The sequence below is a fragment of the Candidatus Desulforudis audaxviator MP104C genome, from assembly GCF_000018425.1.
GTDB classification, from domain to species: Bacteria; Bacillota; Desulfotomaculia; order Desulfotomaculales; family Desulforudaceae; genus Desulforudis; species Desulforudis audaxviator.
Map to the genome: position 1 here is coordinate 487,816 of NC_010424.1, position 26,415 is coordinate 514,230.

The 26,415-nt window shown below is 63.1% G+C and carries 30 protein-coding genes; 13 read left to right on the forward strand and 17 right to left on the reverse strand.

The window, feature by feature from the left end; genetic code table 11:
• The first annotated feature begins 53 nt into the window (after nucleotides 1-53).
• Complete coding sequence (locus DAUD_RS02315; protein ID WP_012301584.1) at nucleotides 54-590, forward strand: GerMN domain-containing protein; 537 nt, start codon at nucleotides 54-56, stop codon at nucleotides 588-590.
• Nucleotides 591-734: 144 nt separating this feature from the next.
• Here DAUD_RS02315 and DAUD_RS02320 read toward each other — a convergent pair whose 3' ends face one another.
• The 6 genes from DAUD_RS02320 to DAUD_RS02345 form a co-directional block, all read right to left on the reverse strand.
• A complete protein-coding gene (locus DAUD_RS02320) occupies nucleotides 735-1,574 on the reverse strand; it encodes a Gmad2 immunoglobulin-like domain-containing protein (RefSeq protein WP_012301585.1) in 840 nt (279 codons plus the stop codon).
• 153 nt (nucleotides 1,575-1,727) lie between these two features.
• Entirely contained in the window at nucleotides 1,728-2,513 is a 786-nt protein-coding gene (locus DAUD_RS02325) for a DUF362 domain-containing protein (protein WP_012301586.1), read from the reverse strand.
• 268 nt (nucleotides 2,514-2,781) lie between these two features.
• Nucleotides 2,782-5,370 (reverse strand): ATP-dependent chaperone ClpB, encoded by a 2,589-nt coding sequence (gene clpB / locus DAUD_RS02330; RefSeq protein ID WP_012301587.1) that lies wholly within the window; start codon nucleotides 5,368-5,370, stop codon nucleotides 2,782-2,784.
• Nucleotides 5,371-5,407: 37 nt separating this feature from the next.
• Nucleotides 5,408-6,367: a DnaJ C-terminal domain-containing protein gene (locus tag DAUD_RS02335; protein WP_012301588.1), complete on the reverse strand. Its 960-nt coding sequence runs from the start codon at nucleotides 6,365-6,367 to the stop codon at nucleotides 5,408-5,410.
• Between the two features lie 126 nt (nucleotides 6,368-6,493).
• Nucleotides 6,494-6,928 carry an Hsp20/alpha crystallin family protein gene (locus DAUD_RS02340; protein ID WP_012301589.1) on the reverse strand — a complete coding sequence of 145 codons (435 nt, stop codon included), beginning with the start codon at nucleotides 6,926-6,928 and terminating at the stop codon, nucleotides 6,494-6,496.
• Nucleotides 6,928-7,278, reverse strand: a complete 351-nt coding sequence (locus tag DAUD_RS02345) for a MerR family transcriptional regulator (protein ID WP_012301590.1) — start codon at nucleotides 7,276-7,278, stop codon at nucleotides 6,928-6,930. Before DAUD_RS02345 ends, DAUD_RS02340 begins: the two co-directional genes overlap by 1 nt.
• A 361-nt stretch (nucleotides 7,279-7,639) precedes the next feature.
• Here DAUD_RS02345 and DAUD_RS02350 point away from each other — a divergent pair, with 361 nt between their 5' ends.
• From DAUD_RS02350 to DAUD_RS02360, 3 genes are all read left to right on the forward strand, one after another.
• Nucleotides 7,640-8,140 (forward strand): metallophosphoesterase family protein, encoded by a 501-nt coding sequence (locus tag DAUD_RS02350; protein ID WP_242647871.1) that lies wholly within the window; start codon nucleotides 7,640-7,642, stop codon nucleotides 8,138-8,140.
• Nucleotides 8,141-8,143: 3 nt separating this feature from the next.
• Nucleotides 8,144-8,425 (forward strand): hypothetical protein, encoded by a 282-nt coding sequence (locus DAUD_RS02355; protein ID WP_012301592.1) that lies wholly within the window; start codon nucleotides 8,144-8,146, stop codon nucleotides 8,423-8,425.
• A gap of 227 nt (nucleotides 8,426-8,652) precedes the next feature.
• Nucleotides 8,653-9,651, forward strand: a complete 999-nt coding sequence (locus tag DAUD_RS02360; protein WP_012301593.1) for a DUF3231 family protein — start codon at nucleotides 8,653-8,655, stop codon at nucleotides 9,649-9,651.
• An 11-nt stretch (nucleotides 9,652-9,662) separates the two neighbouring features.
• Here the strand turns inward: DAUD_RS02360 and DAUD_RS02365 are convergent, their stop codons facing one another.
• On the reverse strand, nucleotides 9,663-10,574 hold the full coding sequence (locus DAUD_RS02365; protein ID WP_041571068.1) for a TIGR01777 family oxidoreductase: 912 nt from the start codon (nucleotides 10,572-10,574) through the stop codon (nucleotides 9,663-9,665).
• Nucleotides 10,575-10,836: 262 nt separating this feature from the next.
• Here DAUD_RS02365 and DAUD_RS02370 point away from each other — a divergent pair, with 262 nt between their 5' ends.
• The gene (locus tag DAUD_RS02370) at nucleotides 10,837-11,595 is read left to right on the forward strand and encodes a YkgJ family cysteine cluster protein (protein WP_166485073.1); all 759 of its coding nucleotides are present in this window, start codon (nucleotides 10,837-10,839) and stop codon (nucleotides 11,593-11,595) included.
• A gap of 8 nt (nucleotides 11,596-11,603) precedes the next feature.
• Here the strand turns inward: DAUD_RS02370 and DAUD_RS02375 are convergent, their stop codons facing one another.
• The 6 genes from DAUD_RS02375 to DAUD_RS02395 all read right to left on the reverse strand — a co-directional run bounded on the left by DAUD_RS02375 (nucleotide 11,604) and on the right by DAUD_RS02395 (nucleotide 14,554).
• Nucleotides 11,604-12,062, reverse strand: coding sequence for a hypothetical protein (locus DAUD_RS02375; protein WP_012301596.1), 459 nt, complete (start codon nucleotides 12,060-12,062; stop codon nucleotides 11,604-11,606).
• A 297-nt stretch (nucleotides 12,063-12,359) separates the two neighbouring features.
• Nucleotides 12,360-12,656, reverse strand: a complete 297-nt coding sequence (locus DAUD_RS02380) for a peroxiredoxin family protein (protein ID WP_012301597.1) — start codon at nucleotides 12,654-12,656, stop codon at nucleotides 12,360-12,362.
• A 9-nt stretch (nucleotides 12,657-12,665) separates the two neighbouring features.
• Entirely contained in the window at nucleotides 12,666-12,962 is a 297-nt protein-coding gene (locus DAUD_RS02385) for a redoxin domain-containing protein (RefSeq protein WP_041570746.1), read from the reverse strand.
• Complete coding sequence (locus DAUD_RS02390; RefSeq protein WP_041570747.1) at nucleotides 12,950-13,780, reverse strand: 4Fe-4S binding protein; 831 nt, start codon at nucleotides 13,778-13,780, stop codon at nucleotides 12,950-12,952. The genes DAUD_RS02385 and DAUD_RS02390 overlap by 13 nt, the downstream gene beginning before the upstream one ends.
• 35 nt (nucleotides 13,781-13,815) lie before the next feature.
• A complete protein-coding gene (locus DAUD_RS12270; protein WP_166485074.1) occupies nucleotides 13,816-13,956 on the reverse strand; it encodes a CD1871A family CXXC motif-containing protein in 141 nt (46 codons plus the stop codon).
• A gap of 283 nt (nucleotides 13,957-14,239) precedes the next feature.
• On the reverse strand, nucleotides 14,240-14,554 hold the full coding sequence (locus tag DAUD_RS02395) for a hypothetical protein (protein WP_012301599.1): 315 nt from the start codon (nucleotides 14,552-14,554) through the stop codon (nucleotides 14,240-14,242).
• A gap of 237 nt (nucleotides 14,555-14,791) precedes the next feature.
• On the opposite strand from DAUD_RS02395, the gene DAUD_RS02400 reads away from it, so the two are divergent.
• A complete protein-coding gene (locus tag DAUD_RS02400) occupies nucleotides 14,792-15,670 on the forward strand; it encodes a 50S ribosomal protein L11 methyltransferase (protein WP_012301600.1) in 879 nt (292 codons plus the stop codon).
• Nucleotides 15,671-15,755: 85 nt separating this feature from the next.
• On the opposite strand, the gene DAUD_RS02405 is transcribed toward DAUD_RS02400, so the two are convergent.
• Complete coding sequence (locus DAUD_RS02405) at nucleotides 15,756-16,127, reverse strand: DUF2512 family protein (protein ID WP_012301601.1); 372 nt, start codon at nucleotides 16,125-16,127, stop codon at nucleotides 15,756-15,758.
• Nucleotides 16,128-16,296: 169 nt separating this feature from the next.
• On the opposite strand from DAUD_RS02405, the gene DAUD_RS02410 reads away from it, so the two are divergent.
• The 6 genes from DAUD_RS02410 to alr all read left to right on the forward strand — a co-directional run bounded on the left by DAUD_RS02410 (nucleotide 16,297) and on the right by alr (nucleotide 22,526).
• Complete coding sequence (locus tag DAUD_RS02410; RefSeq protein ID WP_012301602.1) at nucleotides 16,297-17,091, forward strand: YdcF family protein; 795 nt, start codon at nucleotides 16,297-16,299, stop codon at nucleotides 17,089-17,091.
• Nucleotides 17,092-17,140: 49 nt separating this feature from the next.
• A complete protein-coding gene (locus DAUD_RS02415; protein WP_012301603.1) occupies nucleotides 17,141-18,493 on the forward strand; it encodes a histidine kinase in 1,353 nt (450 codons plus the stop codon).
• Entirely contained in the window at nucleotides 18,468-19,232 is a 765-nt protein-coding gene (locus DAUD_RS02420; RefSeq protein WP_012301604.1) for a LytR/AlgR family response regulator transcription factor, read from the forward strand. Before DAUD_RS02415 ends, DAUD_RS02420 begins: the two co-directional genes overlap by 26 nt.
• Nucleotides 19,233-19,235: 3 nt before the next feature.
• Nucleotides 19,236-19,655 carry a holo-ACP synthase gene (locus tag DAUD_RS02425; RefSeq protein WP_242647872.1) on the forward strand — a complete coding sequence of 140 codons (420 nt, stop codon included), beginning with the start codon at nucleotides 19,236-19,238 and terminating at the stop codon, nucleotides 19,653-19,655.
• 99 nt (nucleotides 19,656-19,754) lie between these two features.
• Nucleotides 19,755-21,353: a bifunctional ADP-dependent NAD(P)H-hydrate dehydratase/NAD(P)H-hydrate epimerase gene (locus DAUD_RS02430; protein ID WP_012301606.1), complete on the forward strand. Its 1,599-nt coding sequence runs from the start codon at nucleotides 19,755-19,757 to the stop codon at nucleotides 21,351-21,353.
• 30 nt (nucleotides 21,354-21,383) lie between these two features.
• The gene (gene alr / locus DAUD_RS02435; RefSeq protein WP_012301607.1) at nucleotides 21,384-22,526 is read left to right on the forward strand and encodes an alanine racemase; all 1,143 of its coding nucleotides are present in this window, start codon (nucleotides 21,384-21,386) and stop codon (nucleotides 22,524-22,526) included.
• A 279-nt stretch (nucleotides 22,527-22,805) separates the two neighbouring features.
• Here alr and DAUD_RS02440 read toward each other — a convergent pair whose 3' ends face one another.
• From DAUD_RS02440 to DAUD_RS02450, 3 genes are read right to left on the reverse strand one after another with little or no spacing between them, the layout of a single operon-like run.
• The gene (locus tag DAUD_RS02440; RefSeq protein WP_012301608.1) at nucleotides 22,806-23,159 is read right to left on the reverse strand and encodes a P-II family nitrogen regulator; all 354 of its coding nucleotides are present in this window, start codon (nucleotides 23,157-23,159) and stop codon (nucleotides 22,806-22,808) included.
• Nucleotides 23,146-23,883 (reverse strand): DUF1538 domain-containing protein, encoded by a 738-nt coding sequence (locus DAUD_RS02445; protein ID WP_012301609.1) that lies wholly within the window; start codon nucleotides 23,881-23,883, stop codon nucleotides 23,146-23,148. Before DAUD_RS02445 ends, DAUD_RS02440 begins: the two co-directional genes overlap by 14 nt.
• A complete protein-coding gene (locus tag DAUD_RS02450) occupies nucleotides 23,880-24,572 on the reverse strand; it encodes a DUF1538 domain-containing protein (protein WP_012301610.1) in 693 nt (230 codons plus the stop codon). Before DAUD_RS02450 ends, DAUD_RS02445 begins: the two co-directional genes overlap by 4 nt.
• A gap of 288 nt (nucleotides 24,573-24,860) precedes the next feature.
• Here DAUD_RS02450 and DAUD_RS02455 point away from each other — a divergent pair, with 288 nt between their 5' ends.
• Nucleotides 24,861-26,285 (forward strand): MFS transporter, encoded by a 1,425-nt coding sequence (locus DAUD_RS02455; protein WP_012301611.1) that lies wholly within the window; start codon nucleotides 24,861-24,863, stop codon nucleotides 26,283-26,285.
• The last annotated feature ends 130 nt before the right edge of the window (nucleotides 26,286-26,415 follow it).

Here is a 26,415-nt window from a genome sequence, read left to right on the forward strand (position 1 = left end):
CATGAGGGGGCGCCGGGTATTGCCGGGTATTTTTTTTAAGGAGGACTTGCAGAATGGATCGAGCGGCAAGGCCCATAGTGGTGCTGTTGTTGATCGGATTGCTCGCGTTTTCGGCGGGCTGCGGGGGCTCCAGGGCGGTGGTGCCGCCGCCGGTGACCGCCGAGGTGACCGTGTACTTTTTCCTGAACAGCGATGGGACGACCCTGGAACCGGTGGTCCGGGAGGTAACTCTGAAGGAGGACACCCTGGAGGCGCGTTTGCGCGCCGCAATGGAAGAACTCTTGAAAGGACCTTCCGCAGAGGAGGTCGGCCGGCTGTACAGCCAGTTGCCGGCTGACGTGAAACTACTGAATGTGGAGGTGAGCCCGCCGTACGCCACTCTGAACTTCAGCGCGGAGCTGGAGCAGATCGGCGGCTCGGCCAGGGTGCTCGGCGTGCTCCAGCAACTGACCTATACGGGCACCGAGTTTGAAGAAATCACCGACCTGATCCTGGAGGTGGAGGGAATACAGGTCGGCACCGACGAGCACCCGTTTGCCGGAGAAGGAATGCTCTTCGATACCCTTACGCGTCAGGAGGCGGGCAAATAAACCCTCCACCGGAGCTTGAAAGCCACCAAGTGGGGAGTGGGGCAAAGCATCGGGTTTGACAACCGGACAGGGTGGAGAGGTGGGACTCTTTAAGGACCCACCTCTTTTTTTGTCATGGGTATAGAAGATGATAAATCCTGCGATTTATCGGCGCAGGGTGATCGGGATTTCAAAGTCTCCTTCGACGGAGCCGTCCTTGGGGCTGTAGGTGAAGACGCGCAGGACCAGTGCCTCCGGCGCTTCCGCCGGCAACTCCACAATTTCCTGGAAATGGCCCCAGTCGCCCTGGGCTCCAGTCGTGAAATGCTCCAGCAGAGGTTTCCCATCCCTGGTCTCCACCCGGTAGTTGACGTTGCCTTCGAAGGTGTTGGCAATGCCCCGGAAGACGAACTGGTCGGGCACCGTGCTGTCCGGCGCCGGGGCGAACACGCGGATGCCGCCCCGGCCGGCCACGATGGGTTCCAGATGGTCGATGCCCAGCAGGGTGGGTACACGGGGCCACTCGACGGTGGTGTCGAACCGGATCTCCCGGTCCGTGGGCGCGGTCACCACCAGGTCGTACGGGTAGGTAAACGCCTGGGTTACCGGTTGGCCGGGCGGCGGGTCGAGAAGGTCAACTTTCACCACCAGCGCCTCCGGAGTTTCCACAACATTGGTGATGTTCACGTGGTGACCGCCGGTCGGCTTTTCACCGTAGGTGACCAGAATGTACAGGTAGTTGCCGAACAACCTGGACTGGCCGAGCATGATCTGCCGGGAGTTGTCAACCCAATTCCGGATCTCCACCGGGAGGGTATCGTAGGCGGGACGGGCGAAGCCCCCGCTCAGGTTGTAGGCAGGCTTCGGCGGATCGGCCGGACCCGGCGGACCGGGCTCCGGAGCGGGTGCGGGACCCGGACCGGGCCGAATCGCGCACCCGGTAAGCAGGGCTGTGATCAGCAGGAGAGAAAGGACGAAGCGACAGGCACCGGTTTTAAGCAGCATAGAAGCAAACCTCCTCAAGAACGCTGGGTTTTGGGTTAGCATGTGCATTGGACCGCCGGACCAAAGATGTCCCGGTAATTCATAGACGAATTACATAGGGGCAAAGGTTTCGTATTTTTCGCTGCCTTTTGCACCGGATCTTGTTTTTGGGCTTCAGTTGTCCGGAGCGCAGCCAAAGAGGCCTTGGGCTTGGCGGAGGTGGGTTACTTGCGTCCAGTGGTATCCCAGGAGACGGGCCCCCGCGGCGTCTACGGCAACCGGGTCCGTTCCGGCCACGATCATGCGGGCTGGCGGGTCCAGGGGTACGCCCCGGAGGTGCGAGCCGCGCAGGCCCACCGCGCCGTCGATTACGGCCAGGTTTATCGGACAGTAGAGGTTGATGTCCAGGATAGCCCGGTTAAGGTCGGTCTGGTGCACCCGGGATTTGCGGAAGCTCCAGAACCCGCTGAACTCGCTGGCCGGGCAGATGCCGATCATGTTTTTCAGGCTCAGGGTGACGGTGGTCATGGAGTGTTCTTTGAGTACGGGCACGGAGATGACAAAGGCACCGTCCAGGATGGTGGGCAGGGGGAAGCGGTCATACAGCACGGCCCGGGGATCACTTTTTATGGTGAAACGCGCCCGGTCCAGGTCTACCAGTCTGATGCCCAGACGCCGGGCCATTGCCTGGTAGCCGAGTATCTCAAAGCACCGTTCGGTGTCCGTGCCGCCGGAGCCCTCGGCCACCACCACCTCGGCGGGGGACCGTTCCAGGCAGAAGCGGGCTACGGCCTCGACGCAAGCAACGTTGGTGGTCACCGGGGGCGGTTCCGGCAGTACCAGGTTGGGCTTGATCACGATCCGCCGTTGCCGCTGTAAGACCGACTCCAAGCCGAGGCGCTTGAGCGCATCCGTCACGGAGGTCTCGTAGTTCCGGAATTGCAGGCTCACCACGCCCATCTCATCACCCTCTCCATCCTAACCAAAAACCCGGCGCCAATCAACAATAGGGGTCACTAAGAAGGCCAAAACCAAGAATTGCCGTAATGGCTGGCTAAAGAAATCCCTTTTTGAAAAATATGGGGTTAAGACAATAGGTCAAAGAAAATCAAAAAGTTAATCCTGATCCCTAACTCGAAGAGATAGTTAGGAAGGGGTCAGGCTCCTGGCTGGGAGGCTGACCCCTGAGACGAAAGTCAAAAGGTAAAAAGGTGTCTGACACCTTTTTCTAGGCCGGGGTGAAGAGGAGGGTGCCGTTGTCCCCGAGGGTCACCCGGACTTCCTGGCCGGGGGTGATTTCCCCGGCGAGGATGCTCTTGGCCAGGGGGTTTTCCAGGCGCTTCTGGATCACCCGCTTCAGGGGCCGGGCCCCGTACACCTGGTCGTATCCCTCCCGCGCCAGCAGTTCCTTGGCCTCCGCCGTGACCTCCAGGGTGATGTTCTGTTTGGCCAGCCTGGCGGCCAGGCGTTCCAGCTGGATGTCGACGATGGCCTGCAGGTGCTCCGCGCCCAGCGGCTCGAACACCAGGATCTCGTCGATCCGGTTCAGGAACTCGGGCCGCAGGTGCTGCCGCAGGGTCTCCAGGACCAGCCCCTCGATCTCCGTCCGGGGCCGCCCGGCCATTTCCCGGAAGTAGTGGCTGCCCACGTTGGAGGTCATGATCACCACCGTGTTAGTGAAGTCCACCGTCCGGCCGTGCCCGTCGGTCAGCCGCCCGTCGTCCAGGAGCTGGAGCAGAATGTTGAACACCTCCGGGTGCGCCTTTTCCATCTCGTCGAAGAGCAGCACGGCGTAAGGCCGGCGGCGCACCGTTTCGGTGAGCTGCCCGCCTTCCTCGTACCCCACGTACCCCGGGGGCGCCCCGATCAGACGCGCGACGGCGTGCTTCTCCATGTACTCGCTCATGTCAAACCGTTGCAGGGCGCGCTCGTCGTTGAACAGGAACTCGGCCAGCGCCTTGGCCAGTTCGGTCTTGCCCACCCCGGTCGGCCCCAGGAACATGAAGGAGCCCATCGGCCGGTTCGGGTCCCCAATGCCGGCCCGGGCGCGCCGGATGGCGTCCGCGACGGCGGTCACCGCGTGGTGCTGCCCGACGACCCGGCGGTGGAGGTTCTCCTCGAGCCGGATCAGTCTCTCGGTTTCGCCCTCGAGCATCCGGGACACCGGAATGCCGGTCCACTTGGCCACGATCTCGGCCACGTCCTGCTCGTCGACTTCTTCCTTGAGCAGCCGCCCGGGCCGGTTCTCGAGGCGGGTTTTCAGTTCGGCCAGCTCTTTCTGGAGCGCGGGAATGATCCCGTAGCGGATTTCAGCCATCCGGGTGAAGTCGGCGTTCCGCTCGGCCGCCTCGTCCTCGGTCCGGGCGTCCTCGATCCGCTCCTTGAGCAGCCGGCCCTGCTGGATCAAGTTCTTTTCCTCGTCCCACAACGCCTGGAGCTTCGCCAGCCGCTCTTCGGCGCGTGCCTTTTCCTCTTCGAGTCGGGCCAGCCTTTCCCGGCTGGCTTCGTCCTCCTCCTTGAGGAGGGCCTGGCGCTCCACTTCCAACTGGCGTACGCGCCGGTCCACCTCGTCGATCTCCGCCGGCCGCGAGTCGAGTTCCGTCCGGAGCTTGGCGGCCGCCTCGTCAATGAGGTCGATCGCCTTGTCGGGCAGGAACCGCTCGGTGATGTACCGGTCCGACAGGGTGGCGGCCGCCACCAGGGCGGAGTCCTTGATGCGCACCCCGTGGTGCACTTCGTACCGTTCCTTCAACCCGCGCAGGATGGCGATCGTGTCGGCCGCGTCGGGCTCTCCGACGTACACCGGCTGGAAGCGCCGTTCCAGCGCCGGGTCCTTCTCGATGTGCTTCCGGTACTCGTCCAGAGTGGTGGCCCCGATGCACCGCAGCTCACCCCGGGCCAGGGCGGGCTTCAGCATGTTGGCGGCGTCGATCGCTCCTTCGGCCTTGCCGGCCCCGACCAGGGTGTGCAGTTCGTCAATGAACAGGATGATTTCACCGTGGCTCTCGGTGATCTCCTTGAGCACCGCCTTCAGCCGGTCCTCGAATTCGCCCCGGTATTTCGCCCCGGCCACCAGCGCGCCGATATCGAAGGCGAGCAGGCGCTTGTTTTTCAGAGTTTCGGGAACGTCCCCGGCGTTGATTCGCCGGGCGAGTCCCTCGGCGATCGCCGTCTTGCCCACGCCGGGCTCGCCGATGAGCACCGGGTTGTTCTTGGTGCGCCGCGACAGGACCTGCATCACCCGCCGGATTTCGTCGTCCCGGCCGATGACCGGGTCCAGTTTGTTCTGGGCGGCGAGCTTGGTTAGGTCCTGGGTGAACCGGTCCAGCGCCCGATATTTGTCCTCCGGGTTGGGGTCGGTCACCCGCTGCGTGCCCCGAACCTCCTTCAGTGCCTGGAGGATCCGGTCGGGCGTCACGCCGTGCTGTTTCAGGAGCCCACCCGCGTTGCCGCCGTCGGGGCCGGCCAGGGCCAGCAAAAGGTGCTCGGTGCTCAAAAACTCGTCCTTGAGCTTGCCGGCTTCCGCCCAGGCCTGCTCCAGCACCTTCTGTACGTTGGGCGTGACGTATACCTGCCCGGTGCCGGCGCCGGACACCCGGGGCTTGCGCTTCAGTTCCTCCCGGAGGCGCTCCAGGAGTGCGGCCGGAGTGACCTCGAGGCGGCCCAGAATCAGGTGCACCGTACTCTGTTCCGGTTGCAGCAGGCCGGCCAGCAGGTGTTCCGAGTCGATCGCCTGGTGATTGTACTGTTCGGCCGCGGCCCTAGCGGCCTCAAACGCTTCCTGGGCCCGGATGGTCAGTTTATCCAACCGCATCATAATCCCTCCTGATTGAATGCCTTTTTGACCGCAACATCTATACAACCAGACCCGTGCGCGGGTTGAACCGGGAAACGTGCCGCAGTTTCTCGAACAATTCCTTCTCCTCGGCGGTGGGCCGCTCCGGGATGCGGATTTCCAGCCGGACCAGCAGGTTACCGGGCGGCTTGCCGTCCGCGCCCGGGAGCCCGAGCCGCTTCAGCCGTAAGATGGTGCCGTTTTGGCTGCCGGGGGGAATGTTTACGCTCACCGTCCCTTTCAAATAGGGGAATTCTACCTTGGCACCGAGGGCGGCCTCGGGTACCGTTACCGGGAGCGTGCATTCCAGGTCCCGCCCCTTCAACGCGAAGAAGTGGTGGGGCCGCACCCGGATGTGCACGTAAAGGTCACCAGCCGACCCGCCGTAAGCACCGGGCTGACCCCCGCTCGGCACCCGGATCCGGGTTCCGTCCTCGGTGCCCGGCGGCACCCGGAGCCGGAAAGTCTGCCCGTTGAAGCTGAGCGTCTTCTCGGTGCCGTGGAAGGCCTCCCAAAGAGTGATTTCTACCGTGCCTTCCAGGTCCGCGCCCCGGTAGGCGCTGCGGCGGGCGCCGAAAACGTCCCGGCCGCCGAACGGGCCTTCCGTTTCTCCGGAAAAGAACATCCGGAAGAACTCGCTGAACCCGTCAGCACCCTCGCCCCCGAAGGTGAACCGCACCCCCTGGCCGCCGTTTTGGCTCCGCCCCCAAGGCCCGGCGTGCCGGAAACCGCCATCGGCCCGGTGAAAACCGAACGCTTCGTTCCAGTCTTTGGGAATCTCGTCGTACTTCGCCCGCTTGTCCGGATTGCCGAGCACCTCGTAAGCCTCGCTGATTTCCTTGAAACGGGCGGCTGCGTCCCGTTCCTTGCTCTGGTCGGGGTGGTATTTCCGCGCCAGCTTGCGGTAGGCCGCCTTGATCTGCTTCTGATCGGCTTTCCGGTCCACACCGAGAATGGCGTAGTAATCCTTGTATTCCAATCCGGCACACCTCCTTCACCAGGTATTATTTAAGGCATTAATCTAATTAAGGGAAAAGCGAGGGGGCAGAGACCTCCTCGCCACCAAAAAACAAAGTCGGGGGAGAGTGAGCCACCTCAACCAACGCTATTCTGCAAGAATTTCGATCTGCTTCGGCCGCGACTCATCGGACTTGGGCAGCACAATCTCCAGCACCCCGTTGCGCAGGGTGGCCTTGACGGCGTCCTGCTTCACCGGAACGCCGATGGTGAAACTCCTCTGGCACGTTCCGTACGGCCGTTCCAGCCGCAATTGCCGGGAGTTCTCCGGCACTGTCTGCGCCCGTTCCGCCTGGATTACGAGCTGGTTCCCGAGAATCTGGATCTTGATATCTTCCTGCTTCACCCCGGGCACATCGGTGTAGACGATCAGACTGTCCGCCGTCTCGAAAAGGTCGACGCTGCCGAACGTTTCGTGGTAGTCACGCTCCACGGAGCGGAGCAGGCTTTCGTCAAACAGGCGGTTCATGGCCCGTTGCAGGTTCTGCATGTCACGGAACGGATCCCACCTCATCAAAGCCATCACTTAACACCTCCGGATGAATTGTTGTTGGCACCTGAACTCCCCCGACCTTGTTCCCTTTCCTGTTTTTCGTGTGACCCCGTGATCACCGGCCCCAGAATCTCCTCCAGTTGGAGGATAATCCGCACCCCGGCCAGGTTGACCCCCTTCACCTGGGTCAGGTAGCGTACCCTCTGGATCAGTTCCAGGTCCGCCTGCGAATACAGCCGGATGTTGCCCCTGGTCCGGGCCGGCCTGATCAGGCCGCACTCCTCGTAGATACGGAGCGTCCGAGGGTGGATCTCCAGCATTTCGGCCACTATCCCAATCGCGTATACAGGCTCTCTATCACTGATCCTGACCACTAGCATAACCCCCCTGACATTAGCCTATCTACTAAATCAATTGTATATAACCTAACAATATTATTGTCAAGCAGCCTGGGTTTTTATTCATGCCCGTATTTTCGGCCGGCCGGCCCAGCTGGTGCAAACAACTTTAGATCACTTGACCGCACGTCTTCTTTTGACAAAAAACGGCCCAGGAAAGCGTTTCCCCCGGACCGAAAGGAGATGAGCATCACGAGCGCTTCCGCACTGATTAATGACATCGATTCGTCCGGCCGAGGAGGGATTCTGTTCCGGCCTGTAGAAAAAATTTTTAGTCCGCGCGGTGGGCACAGTAAAGTTGACGGATTCCCACCGCAGTGGACCGGAAAGTCAACCACCAGGAGTGAGCCAGATCATTATCGGCGTCATCGCGGACACCCATATTCCCACCCGGGCCCGGACGGTCCCCACTCCGGTGCTTGAGACCTTCGCGCGGGTGAACCTCGTCATTCACGCCGGGGACCTGACCGAGTTGGAAGTGCTGGACGAACTGTCCCGCCTGGCGCCGGTCGTGGCCGTGGCCGGGAACATGGATTCGTGGGAGGTCCGGCGAAAGCTTGGCGAAACCAGGCTCCTGGAACTGGAGGGTTTCCGGATCGGCGTGCTCCACGGGCACGGGGGGTACGGGGGCGTTGAGGCCCGTGTCCTAGCCGCCTTCCCCGAGGCGCATTGCATTGTGTTCGGCCATACCCACGCGCCGTACTGCGAGCGGCACGGCGGCGTGCTGCTTTTCAACCCCGGATCGCCTACCGACCGCCGCCGGCAGCCCCGTGCTTCGTACGGCCTGCTCCATCTCGGGCGGGAGATCAGGGGCGAAATACGGTATCTGGATGGAGGGGATTAGAAGTTGAAACCAAGAACGAGAAAAGTGGAACTTCAGGACGCCGTGGACATTTTCCTGGACAGCCCGGACATCCTGCCCATCTTCACCGTCAAGAAGGGGGATTACGCCGTCCAGATCCAGGAGCACGAACACCTGTACCTGATCTTCGAGACCCAGGGCAAGGGCATCGTGATGGGGAAATTGCCACCGGATCTGGTCCGTCTGATCCCCGTAGAGGACGATGAAGCCCACTACGAGGCTCGGGCCTTTATGATGCGCCGGCTGAAGGAGGCGGGGCTGGCTTAGGGCACCCGGACCGCCAAGCCGCGGCCCGCCGGACCGGCGGGCCGCGCCGTTGGAAAAGAATGGCGGAAAAGCAACTCTTAGCACGGACCTGAACCCAGGGTCCGTGTTTTTTTCGGCCGGCGGCCAGACCATCAAGTCAACGAATGGTTGACCCCGGCGAAGGACACTCTAGTAGTGATTCGTATTTTTGAACGGCCGACCGACGGCCGAGAGGAGGGTTTTGGTGGGTGGAACTTATTCCCAGACTAGACCTGTCTGTTTTCAAGAGAAACCCGGGGGTAAAGGAAGGTCTGGACATTGAAGAGGCTTTTAACCTTTGGCTGCAACTGCGGACGAGGTACCACAACATCGAAGGCATCCAGATCCATCGGAACTTCATCCACGACCGGGACTTCGCCGTCGCGGTGAACCGGGTCGCGGACGCCTACGACCGGCAGGTCCAGGTTCTTGAAGACGAGCTCAAGTATTTTGACATAAAAATGCCGGAGAAGCCGGCCAAAGATGCGAAGACTTCCCAAAAGGGGCATTTTATCACCGATGCTTTCATCTACCGGCTGGTCTCGCGGCAGGTGGTGGAGGATGCCTTCGCGATGAGCCGGGCGGTGCGGACCTCCACGACCAACGACCGTCTCCGGGCGCTCTTCACCGGATTTCTCCGGGAGCAGTTGGGTGTCCTCGAGGTGTTCATTGAATACGGCAAGGTGAAGGAGTGGCAGGACCCGGCACCTACCTATAAGACCGCCAGGGCGGTGCAAAAAGAACAACTGGACGTCGGCGAAGCCTTTCACCTTTGGGACCACCTGTCTTTGCGGTACGACCAACGGCAGTTGACCGATTTCTTCTTGTCGTTTGCGCACGACGCGGAATACCAGGCGATCATGCAGCTTGGCCTGAGAACCTTGGACCAGCAGATCGACCGGCTGGAGAAAGCCATGCTCCAGTTTGAAATCCCGCTGCCGCCCAGGCCGCCGGAATCGGTGAAGGCGCCTGTCGACCCGGAAACCCTCGAAGACCGGTTCACTTACCGGACGCTCACCCGGGGGATCCAGGAGGCCATAGACCTCCACCTGAGAGCCATCGTCGAAACCACCAGGAATGATTCCCTGCGCCGGGTATACACCGATTTCCTCTTTACGGAGTTAAGGCTCTTTGACCGGCTGATAAAGTACGGCAAGGCCAAGGCCTGGTTGCACACCCCGCCGGCCTATTCCGAGATGGTTTCCTGACCTTGCTTTCCCTAATCGCTTTTCCCCAGCGCGTCTTTGAGTGCATCGGCGAGGTTCGAAAAACGGTGCTGAAAACCAAGGGCCTTCAGGCGGGCCGGGAACACGCGCTGCCCGGTGAGCAGGAGGTCGGCCATCTCGCCCAGGACCAGGCGCAGGGCGGCGGCCGGCACCGGCAAAAAGGACGGCCGGCCCAGGATCCGGCCCATGATCCGGGCGAACTCGAGGTTGCGCACCGGGTGCGGGGCAGTCACGTTTATCGGGCCGTGGAGCCGGTCCGCTTTCAGGGCCAGCATAATGGCCGCGGCGGCGTCCTCCAGGTGCACCCACGACATCCACTGCCGCCCGCTGCCGAGCGGGCCGCCCAACCCGAGCCGGAAGGGGGTGATCATCCGGGACAGGAGGCCGCCCCCCGGCCCCAGTACCATGCCGAAGCGGGCCAAGACCACCCGCACGCCGAACCCGCCCGCGGCCCGGGCCTCGGCCTCCCAGGCGACGCAGACGCGGGCCAGGAAGTCGTCTCCGGGACCCGATTCCTCGTTCAAATCCTCATTGCCCCGGTCGCCGTAGTAACCCACCGCCGAGGCGCTGACCAGAACCCGCGGCCGGGGGTCGGCGGCCTGCAGGGCGTTCACCAGCGCCCGGGTTGTGTCCACCCGGCTGGAAAGGATCCGCTGTTTGGCCTCCGCGGACCAGCGGCCGAGGGCGATGGACTCGCCGGCCAGGTTGACGATGGCGTCCGTCCCGGTGAACAAGGCCGGGTCGGGCAGGGCCGGGTTCCAGCGCACCACTTCCAAGTTCCGGGGCGCGATCTTGACGTCGGGCGCACCGCGGGTCAACACAGTCACCCGGTGTCCGCGGTCGGCCAGATGCCGGGATAAAGCCCGGCCTACAAAACCTTTACCCCCCGTGATCACAACGTGCACGAGGTTAACCTCCTCCCAGAAGCCCATGCCTGCTTCCTTGCCGCAGTCAGACAAGACTTAAGTGACGATGTCATTTATGGGCTTTCCCACCATGCTACCACAGAAATGGTAGTGCCGTCAGTTTTTTGGGCGGCATCCTGACGAATCCCGCGGTTTCAGCGTTTCGAACTGGGCCGGGGCAGGGGTTTGCGCGGGGCACAAAGAAAAGTTTACAATACCTTTTAGGGTCGGGAAACAACAAGGTGAGAGGATGAGGGTTGATTTGGAGAAAAAGAAGCGGCGGGTGGCTTTGAACGGGAGCCCGATATTCGAGGCTCACGAGACGTTCCGGTGTTCCTGCCACCCGGGCCTCCCGTGTTACAACTCGTGCTGCCGGGACATTGACATCTATCTGTCTCCGTACGACGTGGTGCGGATGAAGAACAGGTTGGGGCTGACTTCCGGGGAGTTTTTGAGCACTTATACCGCCAGGCTCGGCACTAAGGCGGGGCTTTTTATTGTGAGGCTCGACATGCGGGATGACGCGGAGAAGCTCTGCCACTTCGTCACCCCGCAAGGCTGTCGCATCTACTCCGACCGTCCCTGGGCCTGCCGCATGGCGCCGATCGACGTCAACAGCCGCGGGGAGTACCATTTCATCTTCAACGACTCGCAGTGCCTGGGGCTCAGGGAAACGCAGGAGTGGACCGTGGAGACCTGGATGCGGGACCAGGAAATGCTCGTTTACGACGAGCTGGAAGCCGTGTTCCGGGACCTTCCTTCCCGGTTGCGCTTCACCGGGCTGCCCAGCCTCGACCGGCACGTGGCCGAGATGCACTTTATGGCCTGCTACGACGTGGACCGGTTCCGGAGATTTGTCTTCGACACGAGCTTCCTCAAGGAATACGGGGTTGCGGACGAACTGGCCGCCCGCCTCCGGACCGACGACGTGGAGCTGATGAAGTTCGGTTTCACCTGGCTCGCGGACGGGGTGGACGTGCGCAAGACCATGGAGCTGCGGGACCAGCTTCAATCTGCCTGAGTCATCCGTCAGGCGTGCTTGCCCGGACCGCCGTCGATTAGGAGGCCGAGCTGCGCGGCGAACACCTCCGGGTCGTGGTAGTCCACGTTGTGATACTCCAGTTCCCCGGTTTCGTAGACGCGCACCGAGAGGGTGTGTTCACCCTCGGTGAAACTCAGGTCGACCAGCATCTGGCCCAGCAGGCAGTCGTACTGTTCGTCGACCACGGAGCAGCCGGCCTGCTTTAGGATGGTGAGCAGCCCGCGGAGCACGGTGGCCCCCGTGGTTTTCTGAAATTCCTCCCGCACGCCCTGGTTGACGATCGCCAGATCCTTCTCAATCAGGGCGGCCACCTGGCCGAGTTCCTCGATGCTCGCCGCCAGATACCGGGGTGCCCGGTTGATCGGCAGAGCCCGGGTGAGCACGCCCTGGGCCTCCCGGACCGCCTTCAGGATGTGCTTCAGGTCGTGGGTTTTCTCGGGATGCATGTCACAATCCTCCTGCCCGCCGGTGTTACCAGTATACTAGAGGTTCCGGGACGGACCGTCAACAGTCCCTCGTGATTCACAACGCGGGTCCGGTGGCCCGCGAGAACGACGCGCTGCGGCTCTGGCCCTCCGACATCACCCACCACTTCCGCTTCCCACCCTGGTAGGGGTCAAACCTTTAGTTTTTTAGTTACCGAATATTTTGACAAAAAGGAACCAGTCCCCGCGCTCAAGCCGGCAAAGGGGACAATGAAAGTCAAGAAAGGTAAAAAGGGGCCAGGCCCCTTTTTACCTTTTTCAGTTCAGGAGTTCTTCGGCCAGATGGAGCGTGCCATCCAGGCTGGTTGGACCCCAGCCGATGGAGCTGTGCCGGACAACGCCTTCGCGGTCCAGGTACACGGTCACCGGGATGCCCTGGATCCGGTAGAGCCGGCCCACCTCGCGCTTGCCGTCGAGCAGGACTTCGACCTTCAGGTCGTGCTTGGCGATGAAGTCCGCCAACTGCTTTTCCCGGTCGGCGGTAATCAGGACAACGTCCAGGCCCCGTGCGTGCCATTCCTCTAAGTAGGGCTGCAACTGCAGCACCTTGTTCACACAGGGTCCTCACCCCAGGGAAAAGAACAGCAGCATCACGGCGCGGCCCCGGAAGTCAGCCGGTAGCGATACCTGGCCCCCGTCCAGGGACGGCAGCCGGAAAGCCGGCGCCGGGGTGCCCGGCGTGGGCCAGTCCAGGGGCGGCGGCAGCGCGGTGCCGGTGCCACTCGGGACTGCAGGGACTGCAGCCTGGTCGGGAGGGGTGATGTTTCCGTTAGGCGCCGAACCCCAGGAACCGCACCCGGCGGCGACGAGCAGCAGTGCAGCAAGCAGGAGCAAGGCCAGTACGGGTCTCAAGCTTTGCACTTTCTCACCTCCTTGTCTGCCACGCGGGCGGTGAAGGTGAGCGCCCCCGTGGGGCAGACCCGGGTGCACTCCAGGCAGCGGATGCACTCGGGGTGGTTCGGGGCGCGGTCCACCGCGATCTGCAGCGGGCAGGCGTCGCGGCAGGAGTGACACTGTTGGCAGCGGCTCGCCCGGTAGTCGAGCCGCCACAGGCTGACCGGGTTCATGAGCCCGTAGAAGGCTCCGAGTGGACAGGCGGTCCGGCAGAAGGGGCGGTACACGAACACCATCGCCACCAGGAAAGCGGCCAGCACCCCCACCTTCCAGAAAAAGAGCGGCCCCATCAGCGCGCGGAGCGCCGGGTCACGCAGACCCACCAGCAAACCCGCCTCCAGCGTGCCCGCCGGACAGACGTAGGTGCAGAAATAAGGGGCGCCGATCCCGGCGGCGCTCACCAAGAGCGCGGGCAAGAACAGGACGGCGGCCAGCATCAGGTACTTGATCGCCGACAGGAAGGACGGGACCCGGACCTTGCGCGCCCTGGGCCGGGCCAGCACCTCCTGGAGCAGACCGAACGGGCAAAGCCAGCCGCAGATCAGCCGCCCCCCCAGCGCCCCGGCGGCGGTGACAACTCCGACCACGTACAGCGAGACGGCGTGCCCCGGCAGGGCGAGCAGCACCTGGTAGGAACCCACCGGGCACGCTCCCAGGGCTCCGGGGCAGGAGTAGCAGTTCAAGAACGGGACACAGACCTGCTTGAGCGAACCCTGGTAGATCCGGCCCTCGGCGAAGCCGGAAAGGTGGCCGTTGGCGGCGAGCGCCGAGGCAAGCTGGACCATCCTCCGCCGCGGGTTCGGCCGCGGATCGAGCGGATCTAACGGATGCCGATGCATTCCAGGCAGACTACGGCGGCCTTGTGGAACACGTCCGCGGCCTCGCCGCGGGCCAGGCCGGCCAGAACGAGCCCGAGCCCGACGGCTACCAGTCCGTACGAAACCCAGCGCCGGTTTTTCAAGTGGCACTCCACCTTTCACCGGTCTATATTAGACTCCGGGTGCCGAAACTCCTACCGGCGCACCGTGAAAGGCCTCCCGCCCGACGCAGCGGCGGGACGCGTTAGAACTACTCATCACTCGCTTATCTCTCTATTTCCTGCATCCACTGGAAGACCAGGGATTTCTTCATCACGACCTACCCGTCTTGCCCTGCCCTGACCCGCCCTCGACCCCACCCCTTCAGAAAACGGCTCCGAAAGACATAGAACTTGTCCGAAAAGAAAAAAGTCCAGCCTCAAGGGGCTAATGCGGCAGCTCGACGAACAATGCCTGTTCTTCGGGCCGGTAATCGGCCGTGAATTTTCCCTTATAATCAATGTCGAACTGCTTGAAGAAGCCCCGCGCATTGATTTTGGTCTTTTTCACGAAAACGCCGTCCGGACTCGGTTTCAGGCGGATGATTCGCCTTTCACGGTCGAAAGCTAGTTCGTACCGATCAGCCGGCAAGGTCTTACGGGCAACCTTGTTCAGCACGATGGAACTCTTTGACAGTGAGACGACCGGTTTCGGTTCCTCCCGGCGTTTCCTCTTCTTGGGTGTGTACACCTCAAAAGCCATTTTTAGTCCTCCTTTGCACATTTTGGTAGTTTGCTCTTAGCATTATGTCCATGTTCGTTACCGAACAAACACTGTGCACATGTTGGCATTCACCGTTTTTTTTTTTCGATATACTAGAATCGGCGGCGTCCGCCCCACTTGTTCGGGCCGCTGCCGCCCAAACAAGCTCCCGCATGGATCTTCCACTTTTAGAACGTGTTCCCTTTGCAAAGTAAGATTTTGGAGAGGAGAGTAAGCTTGTTTTGGTTGGAAGTGAGTATTATCACCCCCACCGGATACCAGCAACGGATCGAAAACCTCATTGTGGGCATGGGCGGGTCGGTGAAGGAATCCGAACCGGAGGCGGGCGCGGGTACCGGCGCCGCCAGGGAGGGGGAGGTGACAGTCACCGGCTATTTCCCGGCCGAAGACCACGCGGGCGATACGATCCGCCTGCTGCGGGCCCGGGTGAAAAACGTGCTTGGAACCATCCCGGACATCACCTTCGCGGAGATACACGGCACCGACCCTAAGACCGGGCGCCGCCGGTTGTGCACCACCTTCCGGGTGGGAGAGAGGCTGGTGGTGAAGCCGTCCTGGGAGAGTTACGCGCCGAAGGGCGAGGAAGTGGTGGTCGAACAGGACCCCACCCTGGCTTTTGGCTGCGGGACCCATCCCACCACCGCCCTGGCCCTGGAGTACCTGGAGCGCTACCTGGCCAGGGGCGCGCGCGTCCTGGACGTCGGCACGGGGTCGGGCATCCTGGCCGTAGCCGCCGCCAAGCTGGGTGCGGGGAGAGTGTGCGCCATCGACAAGGACCCGGTGGCGATCAAAGCCGCCCGGGAAACGGTGGCTCAGAACAACCTGCAGGGCCGGATCACCATCATTGAGGGAAACCTGCTGGATCAGGTCACAGAAAAATGCGACCTTCTGGTGGCGAACCTCCACCCCCACCTGCTGGAAGAGCTGATTCCGGCGGCTTTTTCCCGGATCAACCCCGGGGGCGCGCTGATCCTGACCGGGTTTACGGCCGACGACGAGGGGCTGGCCACCGGCCTTTTGCGGGGCACCGGTTTCAAAGTCGAGAAGGCGACCGTCCGGGGACGCTGGGTCGCCATGCTGGCCCGCCGTCCCTAGTCCGTGATGGGCTCGATGAAAAAACCATTTTCATGTTCGTCCGCCTGAAATGAAAAGGCCCGCCGTTGAAGGCGGGCCGGCCGGTCTATTCCGCTTTCCGGGGTGTTTCCTTTACCCGGAACAAGACATCCTTCAAATACTGGTGGTAGAAATAGTCCGCGATCCCGATCAGTACCGCCGCGACGAGGATGAGAAACACCGCGGGCGCCGGCGGGAAAAGACCCAGGAACACGAGCCAGATCGCTACGCCGGCCATTACGGCGTTGACGAAACTGGAGACGATATTGCCGTAATTCGGCAGCAGCCACAAGTCTCCGATTACGTAAGTCAGAACAGCGACGATAAGAGCGGTTACGAGGGCCGCGGTAATCGGCAACTGGGCGACCACCCACAAGGCCACGGACAGAATGGCGGCATAGATGACGAACTTGATCACCAAAGACCTGACGTGCTCCACAACTTCACCCCCTTTACGGCTATTTCAATAACCATTATTCCCCATCGAGCACGCGCTTTAGACTGCTTCTCGGAATTATCTGGTAACAAAGGATGTCAAGGAGGATACCGATGCGGTGGAATAGAAGCAATCAAATCATAACTCCGGACTGGGTGCGGGTGATGAGTACTTGGCCGCGCGATCCAAGCGCAAGAAAAAGGAAAAGGGGCCGGAAGCCGAAGCCCCGGTGGCACCGGGTGGTTTCGCCTTCTGGAGGCGGCGCCTGAGAAATCTGGCGCTGGGGACCCTGGTGCTGGCTGCCGTCGTGTGGCTGTCACTGCCCGCCGTCGGCCGATTTCTGGTCGTGGCGGACAAGCCGGCGCCGGCGGAGGTCCTGGTGGTGCTCTCCGGCGACCGGGGCGAACGGTTGGAATACGCCTTCCGGCTTTATCAGGAGGGCTTGGCCGACCGCCTCCTGTTGAGCGGGGGTCCCCTGTACGCCGACCTGACCGAAGCCGACCTACTGCGCCGGCACGCCCTGATGCTGGGGGTGCCCGAGTACAAGATCATTATGGAGCCCCGGGCGACCAACACCTACCAGAACGCCCTGTACAGCCGGGAGATGATGGAGTACTACGGGCTGGACTCGGCGATCGTGATCTCCTCGCCCTACCATATGCGCCGGGTCCGCGCGCTGTTCGACGAGGTCTACAGGGGCAGCGACATCCGGCTGGTGTATCTGCCGGTCGAGGACTCCTGGTTCGACCCCGAACGCTGGTGGGAATCGGCCGCAGGCCGGCGGGTGGTGCTTGCGGAGTACCTCAGGCTGACGATGCTGGTCCTGCCGGAGCAGTGGCGGGCCTTCCTGTACCGCCGCGGCACGGGCGAGCCTCCGATGCCGGAACGGGCCGGGAGGGACCAGCCCTCGCTGAAAGAGAGACTAGATATTTCGGGTCATTTACGGCCGCCCAACCTTGTAGTATAGTATGATGAAACCAAGTCTACCGGGCTTTTGCGGGGAGAGGACCTGGATTTTGCGTTTGATCCAGCGGATCAGAGCTTATGACAACCCGGTGAGCAGGATACTGGTGTCCCAGGTTTTCATTTTCGGGGTGCTCCTGCTGGTCAGACCCGGCCTGTGGCCGGTGGTGCTGTTTTTGGTGCCGGCCAACGGCCTGGCGCTATACTTTGCCCTGCGGGGGCAGCAGGGCGGGCGGAAGATCGTCACGGTAAAGCTCGACGACCAGCCCATCGACCCCACTTTCGAAATCGCCAGCGAAACACTGCCCTACATGCGCCGGGGGCTCAACGAAGAAAGCGCTAAGAAAACCGCACAGATCATCCAGAAAATCGGCGATGTGCCGGCGGTAGCGATCACCGACCGGGAGCGTGTGCTGGCCTTCATCGGTCCCGGCTGCGAGAAGCACCCGCCGGGGCGCGAGATCGTCACCCAGGCCACCAAGGAGGTCATCGCCACCGGTGAGTTGAAGGTGGTGGAGAAGCAGGAGGACCTGAAGTGCCCGGTCCGGGACTGCGAGTGCCCCCTGGCGGGGGCTGTCATCGTGCCCCTTAAGGTGCGGGATGAGGTCGTGGGCACCATGAAGCTTTACCGGACCGAAAAAGGGCCGATCCCTTCCGGGATCGTCAAACTGGGTGTGGGGATTGGGCAGTTGCTCGGATTCCAGATGGAGCTTTCCGAGCTGGACCGGCAGGCCCAGTTGGTGACCAGGGCCGAGCTGGACGCCCTGCGGGCGCAGATCAACCCGCACTTCCTGTTCAACACGCTGAATACGATTATCATGTTCAGCCGCACGCATCCCGAGACCGCCCGCCGCCTGCTGATCCGCCTGGCCGCCTTTTTCCGGCACGCCTTCAAGCGCACCGGGCATTTCAGCACGCTGGCCGAGGAACTGGAATGCGTCGACGCCTACGCGGTCCTCGAAAAGGCCCGTTTCCGCGAGAAGCTGCACGTGGTCCAGGACGTGGACGAAAGCCTGCTGGACTTTCAGGTGCCTGTACTCACGCTGCAGCCATTGGTGGAGAACGCGGTGAAACACGGGATCATGCCTAAGATGGGGAACGGCACGGTGAAGATCACTGTCCGCCGGGCTGGTGCTGAGATGCTGGTGGAGATTACGGACGACGGGGTGGGCGTCCCAGATGAAATCTTGCCGCAGATCTTTCAGCCCGGATTCGGTTCGGGCAGCGGCGTGGGTTTGAGCAACGTCAGCGAGCGCCTGAAAAGCTTATTTGGTGCCGAATACGGCCTGAATATAGACAGCAAAGTGGGTGTAGGCACCAGGGTGTACTTCCGGATCCCCCTGGTGCAGAGTCCCCAGGAGAAGGGGGTGAACAGGGCCAATGAAGCTAAAAGCCTTAATAATTGACGACGAGTACCCGGCCCGCCAGGAATTACGGTACATCCTGGGCAATTTCCCGGAGATCGAGGTCGTGGGTGAGGCGGCCAACGCCCAGGAGGCGCTGGCCCTGATCCAGGCGCTGGACTATTCCGTCCTGTTCCTGGATATTTCCATGCCGGGAATGGACGGCCTGGAGTTGGGCGCGGCCATTCGCGAGCTGGAAAGTCCGCCCTACGTGATCTTCGTGACCGCGTACAACGGGTTCGCCTTGAAGGCCTTTGAGGTGGACGCCATCGACTACGTGATGAAGCCGATTGACGAGGGCCGCCTGCGGATGGCGATCAACAAGGTGATCCGGGCGACGCAGGAGGTGGCCCCGTGCGCCGAGGCTGTAAACGGGGGCGCTCCGGCCGCCGCCAAGCCCGCGTTTCGGATTGACCGGATCCCGGCCGAGCGGAACGGGAAGACCATCCTGGTGAGCGAGTCCGACATCGTGTACACCTTTACCGAACAGGACACGGTGTACCTCAAGACCTACGACGAGAAGCTCTTAACCCGGTTTACCGTCAAGGAACTGGAGGGGCGGCTGGACCCGAACATCTTTTTCCGTACGCACCGGTGCTGCGTGGTGAACCTGCGCAAAGTGAAGGAAATCATCCCGCTTTTTAGCGGCACCTACTCCTTGGTGGTGGACGACCGGGAGCGGAGCGAGGTGCCGTTGAGCCGGGGGCAGGCAAAAAAACTGCGCAAAATTCTCGGATTTTAGTTTTTGAGCGACGCGAGGGAAAGTCTCTTGATCCTAGGTATCGGAGTCGATCTTGTTTCTGTTAAGCGGATCCGGTCGGCGTCGGAACGTACCGGGGGCCGCCTACTGGTGCGCCTTTTCACTCCCGCCGAACGGGATTGCTGCCGGGCGCGCCGCGCGGCCTACGAGTGCTACGCGGCGCGTTTCGCGGCCAAGGAGGCGGTGTTCAAGGCGCTTGGCACTGGATTTTCCGGCTGCTGCTGGCACGACGTGGAGATCACCAACGGTCCCGGCGGCGGGCCGGTGGTGGCGCTGACCGGGAGCGCGGCCCGGGTCGCGGCCCGGCGGGGGATCACCGGGGTGCTGCTGTCGCTCAGCCACGAGGGGGACCAGGCGGTGGCCTTCGCGATCGCCGTCGGCCCCAGCGAAAGTCAAAGAAAGTAGAAAAGGCTCAAAAAGGTGTCAGACATTTTTGCGCAAAAGGAAAGTCACAGAAGGTCATAAGGAGACTGTCCTCCTTTTTTTCGGAAAGGATGAGGGTGTATGCGGGTGGTCACCGCGGCCGAAATGCGGGAGATAGACCGGCGGGCCACCGAGGAGTACGGCGTCTTGGGACTCGTCCTTATGGAGAACGCGGGCCTTAAGGTGTTTGAGTGTGTGCGCCGGGTCCTGGGCGGGGTGGACGGGAAACAGGTGATAGTCCTGGCCGGAAAAGGGAACAACGGCGGAGACGGGTTGGTGGCCGCCCGCCACCTGCTGCAGCACGGGGCCCGGGTGAAAGTAATGCTTAGCGGCGAACCCGCGGATGTGACGGGCGATGCGGGCATTAACCTGGAGATCTGGAAGCGGTTGGGGCAGCGGCTGTACCTGATGCAGGACCGTAACGCCATTCAGCTGCTGCAACTTGCCCTGATGCAGACGGACCTGGTGGTGGACGCGCTCTTCGGCACGGGTTTCCGTGGCGAGATCAGGGACCGGGCCCGCAAAGTTATCGAGGCCGTCAACGAGTCGGGCAAACCGGTGGTGGCCGTGGACATCCCGTCCGGGGTGGAGGCCGACACCGGCGCGGTGCGCGGGCCGGCCATCCAGGCGACCCACACGGTCACGTTCGGTCTGCCCAAGCTCGGGCTGGTCCTGGAACCGGGGGCGGGGAGGACCGGCGAGCTGCACGTGGCGGACATCTCCCTGCCGCGGCCGCTGGTGGAGGCGGAGGGTGGCCGTTACCTGCTCACTCCGGCGCTCGTTCGGGACTGGCTGCCCCGACGCGAGGCGGAGGCGCACAAGGGACGATTCGGTCACGTTCTGTTGGTGGCGGGGTCGAGGGGGATGGTCGGCGCGGCCGTTCTGGCCGCCCGCGCGGCGGCTCTGACGGGTGCCGGGTTGGTTACCCTGGCGGTGCCCCGCAGCATCCAGAACGTGGCCGCCGGTTTCCAGCCGGAGATTATGACCCTGGGATTGCCCGAGACCGGCGCGGGAACCCTGAGCCGGGCAGCCCGGGAGCAGATCGAGGAGTTCCTGCCGCGTGCCTCCGTGCTCGCCCTGGGTCCGGGACTCACCACCCACCCGGAGACGGCGGAACTGGTCCGGGAGCTTTTGCCCGGGGTGCGGGTGCCGTGCGTCCTGGACGCCGACGGCCTGAACGCCTTCGGGGGTGGGGAACGGGAGACCGACCGGAATTCGGCCGGGACGCCCGTCGGAGAGAGCCTCCCGCCCGGCGGCTTCCGGGAGAAACCCGACCTGGTGCTCACGCCGCACCCGGGGGAAATGGCGCGGCTTCTGGGTTTGAAGAGCGCGGCCGAAGTGCAGGCCGACCGGCTCGGTGTCGCCGAGCGCACGGCCGCCGCCTGGCGGTGCACGGTGGTGCTGAAAGGGGCCCGCACGCTGGTGGCCGAACCGGGCAAGACTTACATCAACCCGACGGGGAACCCCGGGATGGCCACGGGCGGAACCGGAGACGTTCTGACCGGGGTGATTGCCGGGCTTCTGGCGCAGGGTCTGGAACCCGGTCCAGCGGCGGCCGCCGCCGCCTTCCTGCACGGGCGGGCCGGCGACCTGGCGGCCGCCGAACGTGGGCAGGCGTCCCTACTGGCCGGAAACCTGCTGGAGTATCTGCCCGCAGCTTTCCACGAACTCGGCGCCTGAAAAAGGTGTCAGGCACCTTTTTGGGGTGGGATGTTTTTGAGAGAGTATTCAGTATGGGCGGAGGTCAACCTGTCCGCCTTGGCCCACAACCTCGGCGAGGTACGCCGGCTGGTCGGATCCGACACCGAGGTGGCGGCGGTGGTGAAAGCGAACGCGTACGGGCACGGGCTGGTCGAGGTGGCCGGCACGCTGCTGGCGCACGGGGCCGACCGCCTGTGCGTGGCCCGGGTAGATGAGGGGGTGGCGCTCCGCGAAGCGGGGATAGACGCCCCAGTACTGGTGATGGGCTTCGTGCCCCCGCCCCTCTACGACACGGCCCTGGACCACGACCTGACGCTCACGGTCTACGACCCGGAGGCGGCGGCCGAGCTTTCGGCAGCGGCCGCACGCCACGGCCGCCCCGCGCCCGTGCACCTAAAGCTAGACACCGGGATGGGTCGCCTCGGCTTGGTCACCGCCGACCGGGACCTGTACCGGAATATTCTGGCCATCGCCTCCCTGCCGCACCTGGAGATCGAGGGCCTGTACACCCACTTCGCGAATGCGGACCGGCGGGACAAATCCCACGCCCAGCGCCAACTGGTCGACTTCGTGGAGGTCACCTGCACCCTGGGGCACGACGGGATCGACATCGAACTCCTGCACGCCGCCAACAGCGCGGCGCTCATCGACATGCCGGAGAGCCGGCTAAACTTGGTGCGCCCGGGGATCATGCTGTACGGCCTGTACCCGTCCCCGGAGGTGAAGACGCGGCAGGTCGACCTGCGGCCGGTGATGACCCTGAAAGCCCAGGTGGGCTTTCTGAAGCGGGTGCCCGCCGGGTGGACCGTGAGCTACGGCTCCACCTACACCACGCCGGCCCCAACGACCCTGGCCACCGTGCCCTGCGGCTACGCGGACGGCTACAACCGCCGGCTTTCGAACCGGGGCGCGGTTCTGATCCACGGGCGGCGCGCGCCGGTGGTCGGGCGGGTGACCATGGACCAGATCGTGGTCGACGTGGGACACATTCCGGGTGTGGCGGTGGGCGACGAGGTGGTGCTGTTCGGAAGGCAGGGAGAAGCGGAACTGCACGTGGACGAGGTCGCCGCGCTGCTCGACACCATCAACTACGAGGTAGTCTGTGCGGTCAGCGCGCGCGTGCCGCGGGTGTACGTAAGGAACGAAACGTAACGGCTACATAAACTTCAACAGTTCAAAGGGCATTCAAGTCGCCGATGACCCAATCCTCCGCGTCCACGACCGGTAGTTCGGAGAGGCCGCGGGCAACCATCTTCTCCAGTGCCGCCTGGAAGCTGACTTCGGCGGTTACCGAAGAGAGGCGACCGCATCAGGTCCCCCGCCCGCGCGGATCCAGGTATTGGAGCGGTTTGAAGGGCGAGCAGCGCGTCCTCGCGAACGACCTTCGGTTCGCTGGTGATCAGCCGGTAAACATCCCCGACCTTGGGCACTTCAGGTCACCTCCGTGTCTTCACCGCAAACCTCGAGCAGGTGCACGATGCCCACGACCTTATCCACGTCCAGGACAAAACCGATGCCGGTGCCCGGCTTTTCCAGCTGGCCGGCGTTCACGATGGCCTGCAGGGCCCGGTTGGTCTTGTCACGGTGGATCAGGGTCAGGATGATCTCTTTTTCGGGCTCGATCGGTATGCCGAGCAGCCGCTTTTGTTCATGCACGCCGCAGCCGCGCCCGTAGAGCACCGTGCCTCCCCGGGCGCCAGCCTCCTTCGCGGCGGTGAGGATCCGCTCGGCCCAGCCTTTCTTCACGATGGTCACGATCAGTTGGTGTTCCCTACCCACTTTCATTGTCCGCACCCCTTCCGCTGTAGATCAATCCCAGTACTAGTACAGATAATATCGGAGCCAGAGCCACCAGCGCAATCATGCCGAAGCCGTCCAGCAACGGGTTCCGGCCCTCGATACCCGCCGCCACTCCTACGGCCAAAGCCATAACGAAGGTGACGGTCATAGGTCCGGTCGCCACCCCGCCGGAGTCGAAGGCCACCGACACGAAGGTCGGCAGGGACGCCCGGATTAAAATCAGGGCCAGGGCGTAGCCGGGCACCAGGAGGTACAGGAGCGGGATGCCGTAGACAATGCGTAGCATGGCCAGAGCGACGGAAACGGCGACCCCGATGGACAGGGTATACAAAAGCACCTTCTGCGGGATGTACCCGCCGGACACCTTTTCCACCTCGTAGCTCAAGATCCGGACGGCCGGCTCGGCCACCGTGGCCACGAAACCGAGCAGTAGGCCGATGGGGACGACGACCCAAACGCCGGGCAGCTGGCCCAGAATCTCACCCAGGGCCTTGCCGGTCGGCAGGAAGCCCGCATGAACCCCCTGCAGAAAAAGGGCAAGCCCCGCGAAGGCCAACACCATCCCGGCCAGAATGCGCCCGACGGCCTCCACCGGCAGCCGCAGGAACAGGACCTGGAAAACCAGGAAGATGACGACGAGGGGCACGAGCGCCTCGGCCGCTTCAAGCAGGGTATGCCCAAACCCCTCAAACACCGCAATCCCCGTCAACCGTAGAACACTCCCAGGAGCATGACCGCGATGATCGGGCCGATAGACGCCAGGGCCACGAAACCGAAGCTGTCGCCAAGCGAGCTTTTCCCGCCCAGCACCGAGGTCAAGCCGACCCCGAGGGCCAAGATGAACGGCACCGTCATGGGCCCGGTGGTTACCCCGCCTGCGTCAAACGAGATCGGCACGAAGTGCGGCGGCACGAAAGCGGAGAGAGCGAACACCGCCAGGTAGCCGGCCGTCAGGATGTAGGCCATTGGGATGCCCAGCACCACTCGCGCCGCGGCGATGGCCAAGAACACACCGACTCCTATGCCGACGAAAGTGACCAGGACGCGCTTGGAGATTTCTCCGTCCGAGACGGCGTCAATCTGGTACGCCAGCACCCGGACGTCGGGTTCGGCGACGGTGGCCGCGAAGCCGATAAAAAGCGTTAACAACATCAGCAGGACCAGGGAACCCCTCTGCGGCAGTTCGGACCCGATCGCCTCCCCCAGCGGCAGGAGCCCCACCTTGACCCCCAGCAGGAAGAGCCCGAGGCCGACGGTCACCATCACCACACCGGCCAGGAACTGCAGAATCATTTGCCCCGATCCGTCGACGAAGACCAGCATCAGCGCCACGACCAGGACGGCAATGGGCAACACAGCCTGAAACGTCTCGAGGGCGATATGTTTAATATCATCCATAGATAGACAGTCCTTCCGGCGTGGTGGCAGGGGGACCCGAACCGGGCGCCTGGGGGTTTTGCGCCGCAAACCACCGTCTCGGTGCACTACAGGCGGACACGGGCCATTGGTGGCCAGGTGCATCCAACCAGTTAACCAGTCTTTATATATATACCGTTTCCGGCCGTTCTCCGTCAAACCGGCTCGCTGGCTCTTTCCAGAGATAAGCAGCCTTTTTACCGACCGAACTTGAATTTGGACGGTTCGGCCGGGCGTATGCTAGCATGATGGTGTCGGGAGGCGAAGCCGTTGAGTCTTGAACCTTCCCCCGCCGAGGTCCTCCAGAGACAGACCGCCCCGGCGCCCAGGAAAAGGGCCCGACCGTTGGCCGCCCTGCGCCACCGGAACTTTCGCATTTACTGGCTGGGGCAAGCGGTGTCCCTGGTCGGCACCTGGATTCAGAATGTCGCGCTGGCTTGGCTGGTGCTGGAGTTGACCGGCTCGCCCCTGCTCCTGGGGTTGGTCGGCGCTGCCCAGTTTACACCCATTTTGTTGTTCAGCCTGCTGGGCGGGGTGATCGCCGACCGCATGGCTAAGCGCCGCCTGATTATCGGGACCCAGTCGGTTCTGATGCTGGTGGCCTACACCCTGGGTTTTCTCACCGTGACCGGGCTGGTCCAGTACTGGCACGTGCTGCTGCTGGCCGTCGTGGTGGGGCTCGCCAACGCCATGGACATTCCGGCTCGCCAGTCCTTCCTGATTGAACTGGCCGGGCGCGAAGACCTGATGAACGCCATCGCCTTGCACTCCTCGATCTTCAACGTAGCCCGCTTCGTGGGCCCGGCCGCGGGCGGCCTCCTGATCGCCGGATTCAGCCTGCCCGTGTGTTTTTTCGTCAACGGGCTGAGCTTCACGGCCGTGCTGGCGAGTCTTTTTATGATCCGGACCGCGGGCCCGCCCCCGGCTGACCGGACCTTCACGAAAGTGTGGCCTGAAATCGGCGAAGGCTTCAACTATATCCGAAGCACTCCCACCGTGCTCTACCCGATCATCCTGATGGCTGTCTTAAGTCTGTTTACCTTCAACTTTAACGTCCTGGTGCCGGTTTACGCCCGGGAGGTGCTGCATCAGGAGGCCCAGGGCTTTGGGTTCCTGATGGCGGCGCACGGGCTGGGCTCCCTGGGCGGGGCGTTCTACCTGGCCATGATTAGCCACCGGGGTCCGCGGGCCGAAGTTCTCTTGGGGGGGGCGCTCGGGGTTTGCCTGGCCCATCTGGCCCTGGCCTTCACCGGGTGGTTCTGGCTGGCCCTGCCGGTGCTCGCCTTGGGGGGGCTGTCGATGATGGTGTTTGCCGGGCTGGTGAACACCACGGTCCAGCTCGCCGCGCCCGACCGCCTGCGGGGGCGGGTGATGAGCGTTTATTCCCTGGTTTTTCTGGGGATGATGCCGCTCGGGAACCTGATGGCCGGCGCCGTGGCCCACCACTGGGACGCTCCGGCGGCCTTCGGCTTCGGTGCCGTGCTGGGGCTTTGCGGTTTGGCCCTCCTCTCCAAAAAGGTGCCGTGCGCAACGGCATCCGCTGAACCCAGCGGCCCCGTTGCGCCCTCGGCCTTCACCGGATCAGGGGCGTCCCCCGCATGCACAGACCCCACTGCACCCGTCGCGCCCACCGTCTCTGTTACCGCCACCGCGGCCATCGCTCCGGACAGCCAGCCGGAAGAGCCCGCTAAATAAGACAGATAGACAACCGCGCGCAACGTTACTGGTGATGGAACACTAGACCGTCGGAGGGGTAGGTCACCGCGATGGGTTTGGAACAAAGGCATGCGTCAGTCCTGAGGTTTACAGGTTTTTCTTCCTCATC

What these genes read in the sequence shown, in the direction of transcription:
- DAUD_RS02315 (WP_012301584.1), top strand. Translation starts at nt 54, where the DNA reads ATGGATCGAGCGGCAAGGCCCATAGTGGTGCTGTTGTTGATCGGATTG.
- DAUD_RS02450 (WP_012301610.1), bottom strand. Translation starts at nt 24,572, where the DNA reads ATGGATGATATTAAACATATCGCCCTCGAGACGTTTCAGGCTGTGTTG.
- DAUD_RS02345 (WP_012301590.1), bottom strand. Translation starts at nt 7,278, where the DNA reads ATGCTAGTGGTCAGGATCAGTGATAGAGAGCCTGTATACGCGATTGGG.
- DAUD_RS02430 (WP_012301606.1), top strand. Translation starts at nt 19,755, where the DNA reads ATGCGGGTGGTCACCGCGGCCGAAATGCGGGAGATAGACCGGCGGGCC.
- DAUD_RS02395 (WP_012301599.1), bottom strand. Translation starts at nt 14,554, where the DNA reads ATGGCTTTTGAGGTGTACACACCCAAGAAGAGGAAACGCCGGGAGGAA.
- DAUD_RS02375 (WP_012301596.1), bottom strand. Translation starts at nt 12,062, where the DNA reads ATGCATCCCGAGAAAACCCACGACCTGAAGCACATCCTGAAGGCGGTC.
- DAUD_RS02340 (WP_012301589.1), bottom strand. Translation starts at nt 6,928, where the DNA reads ATGGCTTTGATGAGGTGGGATCCGTTCCGTGACATGCAGAACCTGCAA.
- DAUD_RS02325 (WP_012301586.1), bottom strand. Translation starts at nt 2,513, where the DNA reads ATGGGCGTGGTGAGCCTGCAATTCCGGAACTACGAGACCTCCGTGACG.
- alr (WP_012301607.1), top strand. Translation starts at nt 21,384, where the DNA reads ATGTTTTTGAGAGAGTATTCAGTATGGGCGGAGGTCAACCTGTCCGCC.
- DAUD_RS02440 (WP_012301608.1), bottom strand. Translation starts at nt 23,159, where the DNA reads ATGAAAGTGGGTAGGGAACACCAACTGATCGTGACCATCGTGAAGAAA.
- clpB (WP_012301587.1), bottom strand. Translation starts at nt 5,370, where the DNA reads ATGATGCGGTTGGATAAACTGACCATCCGGGCCCAGGAAGCGTTTGAG.
- DAUD_RS02320 (WP_012301585.1), bottom strand. Translation starts at nt 1,574, where the DNA reads ATGCTGCTTAAAACCGGTGCCTGTCGCTTCGTCCTTTCTCTCCTGCTG.
- DAUD_RS02390 (WP_041570747.1), bottom strand. Translation starts at nt 13,780, where the DNA reads ATGGTCCAGCTTGCCTCGGCGCTCGCCGCCAACGGCCACCTTTCCGGC.
- DAUD_RS02420 (WP_012301604.1), top strand. Translation starts at nt 18,468, where the DNA reads ATGAAGCTAAAAGCCTTAATAATTGACGACGAGTACCCGGCCCGCCAG.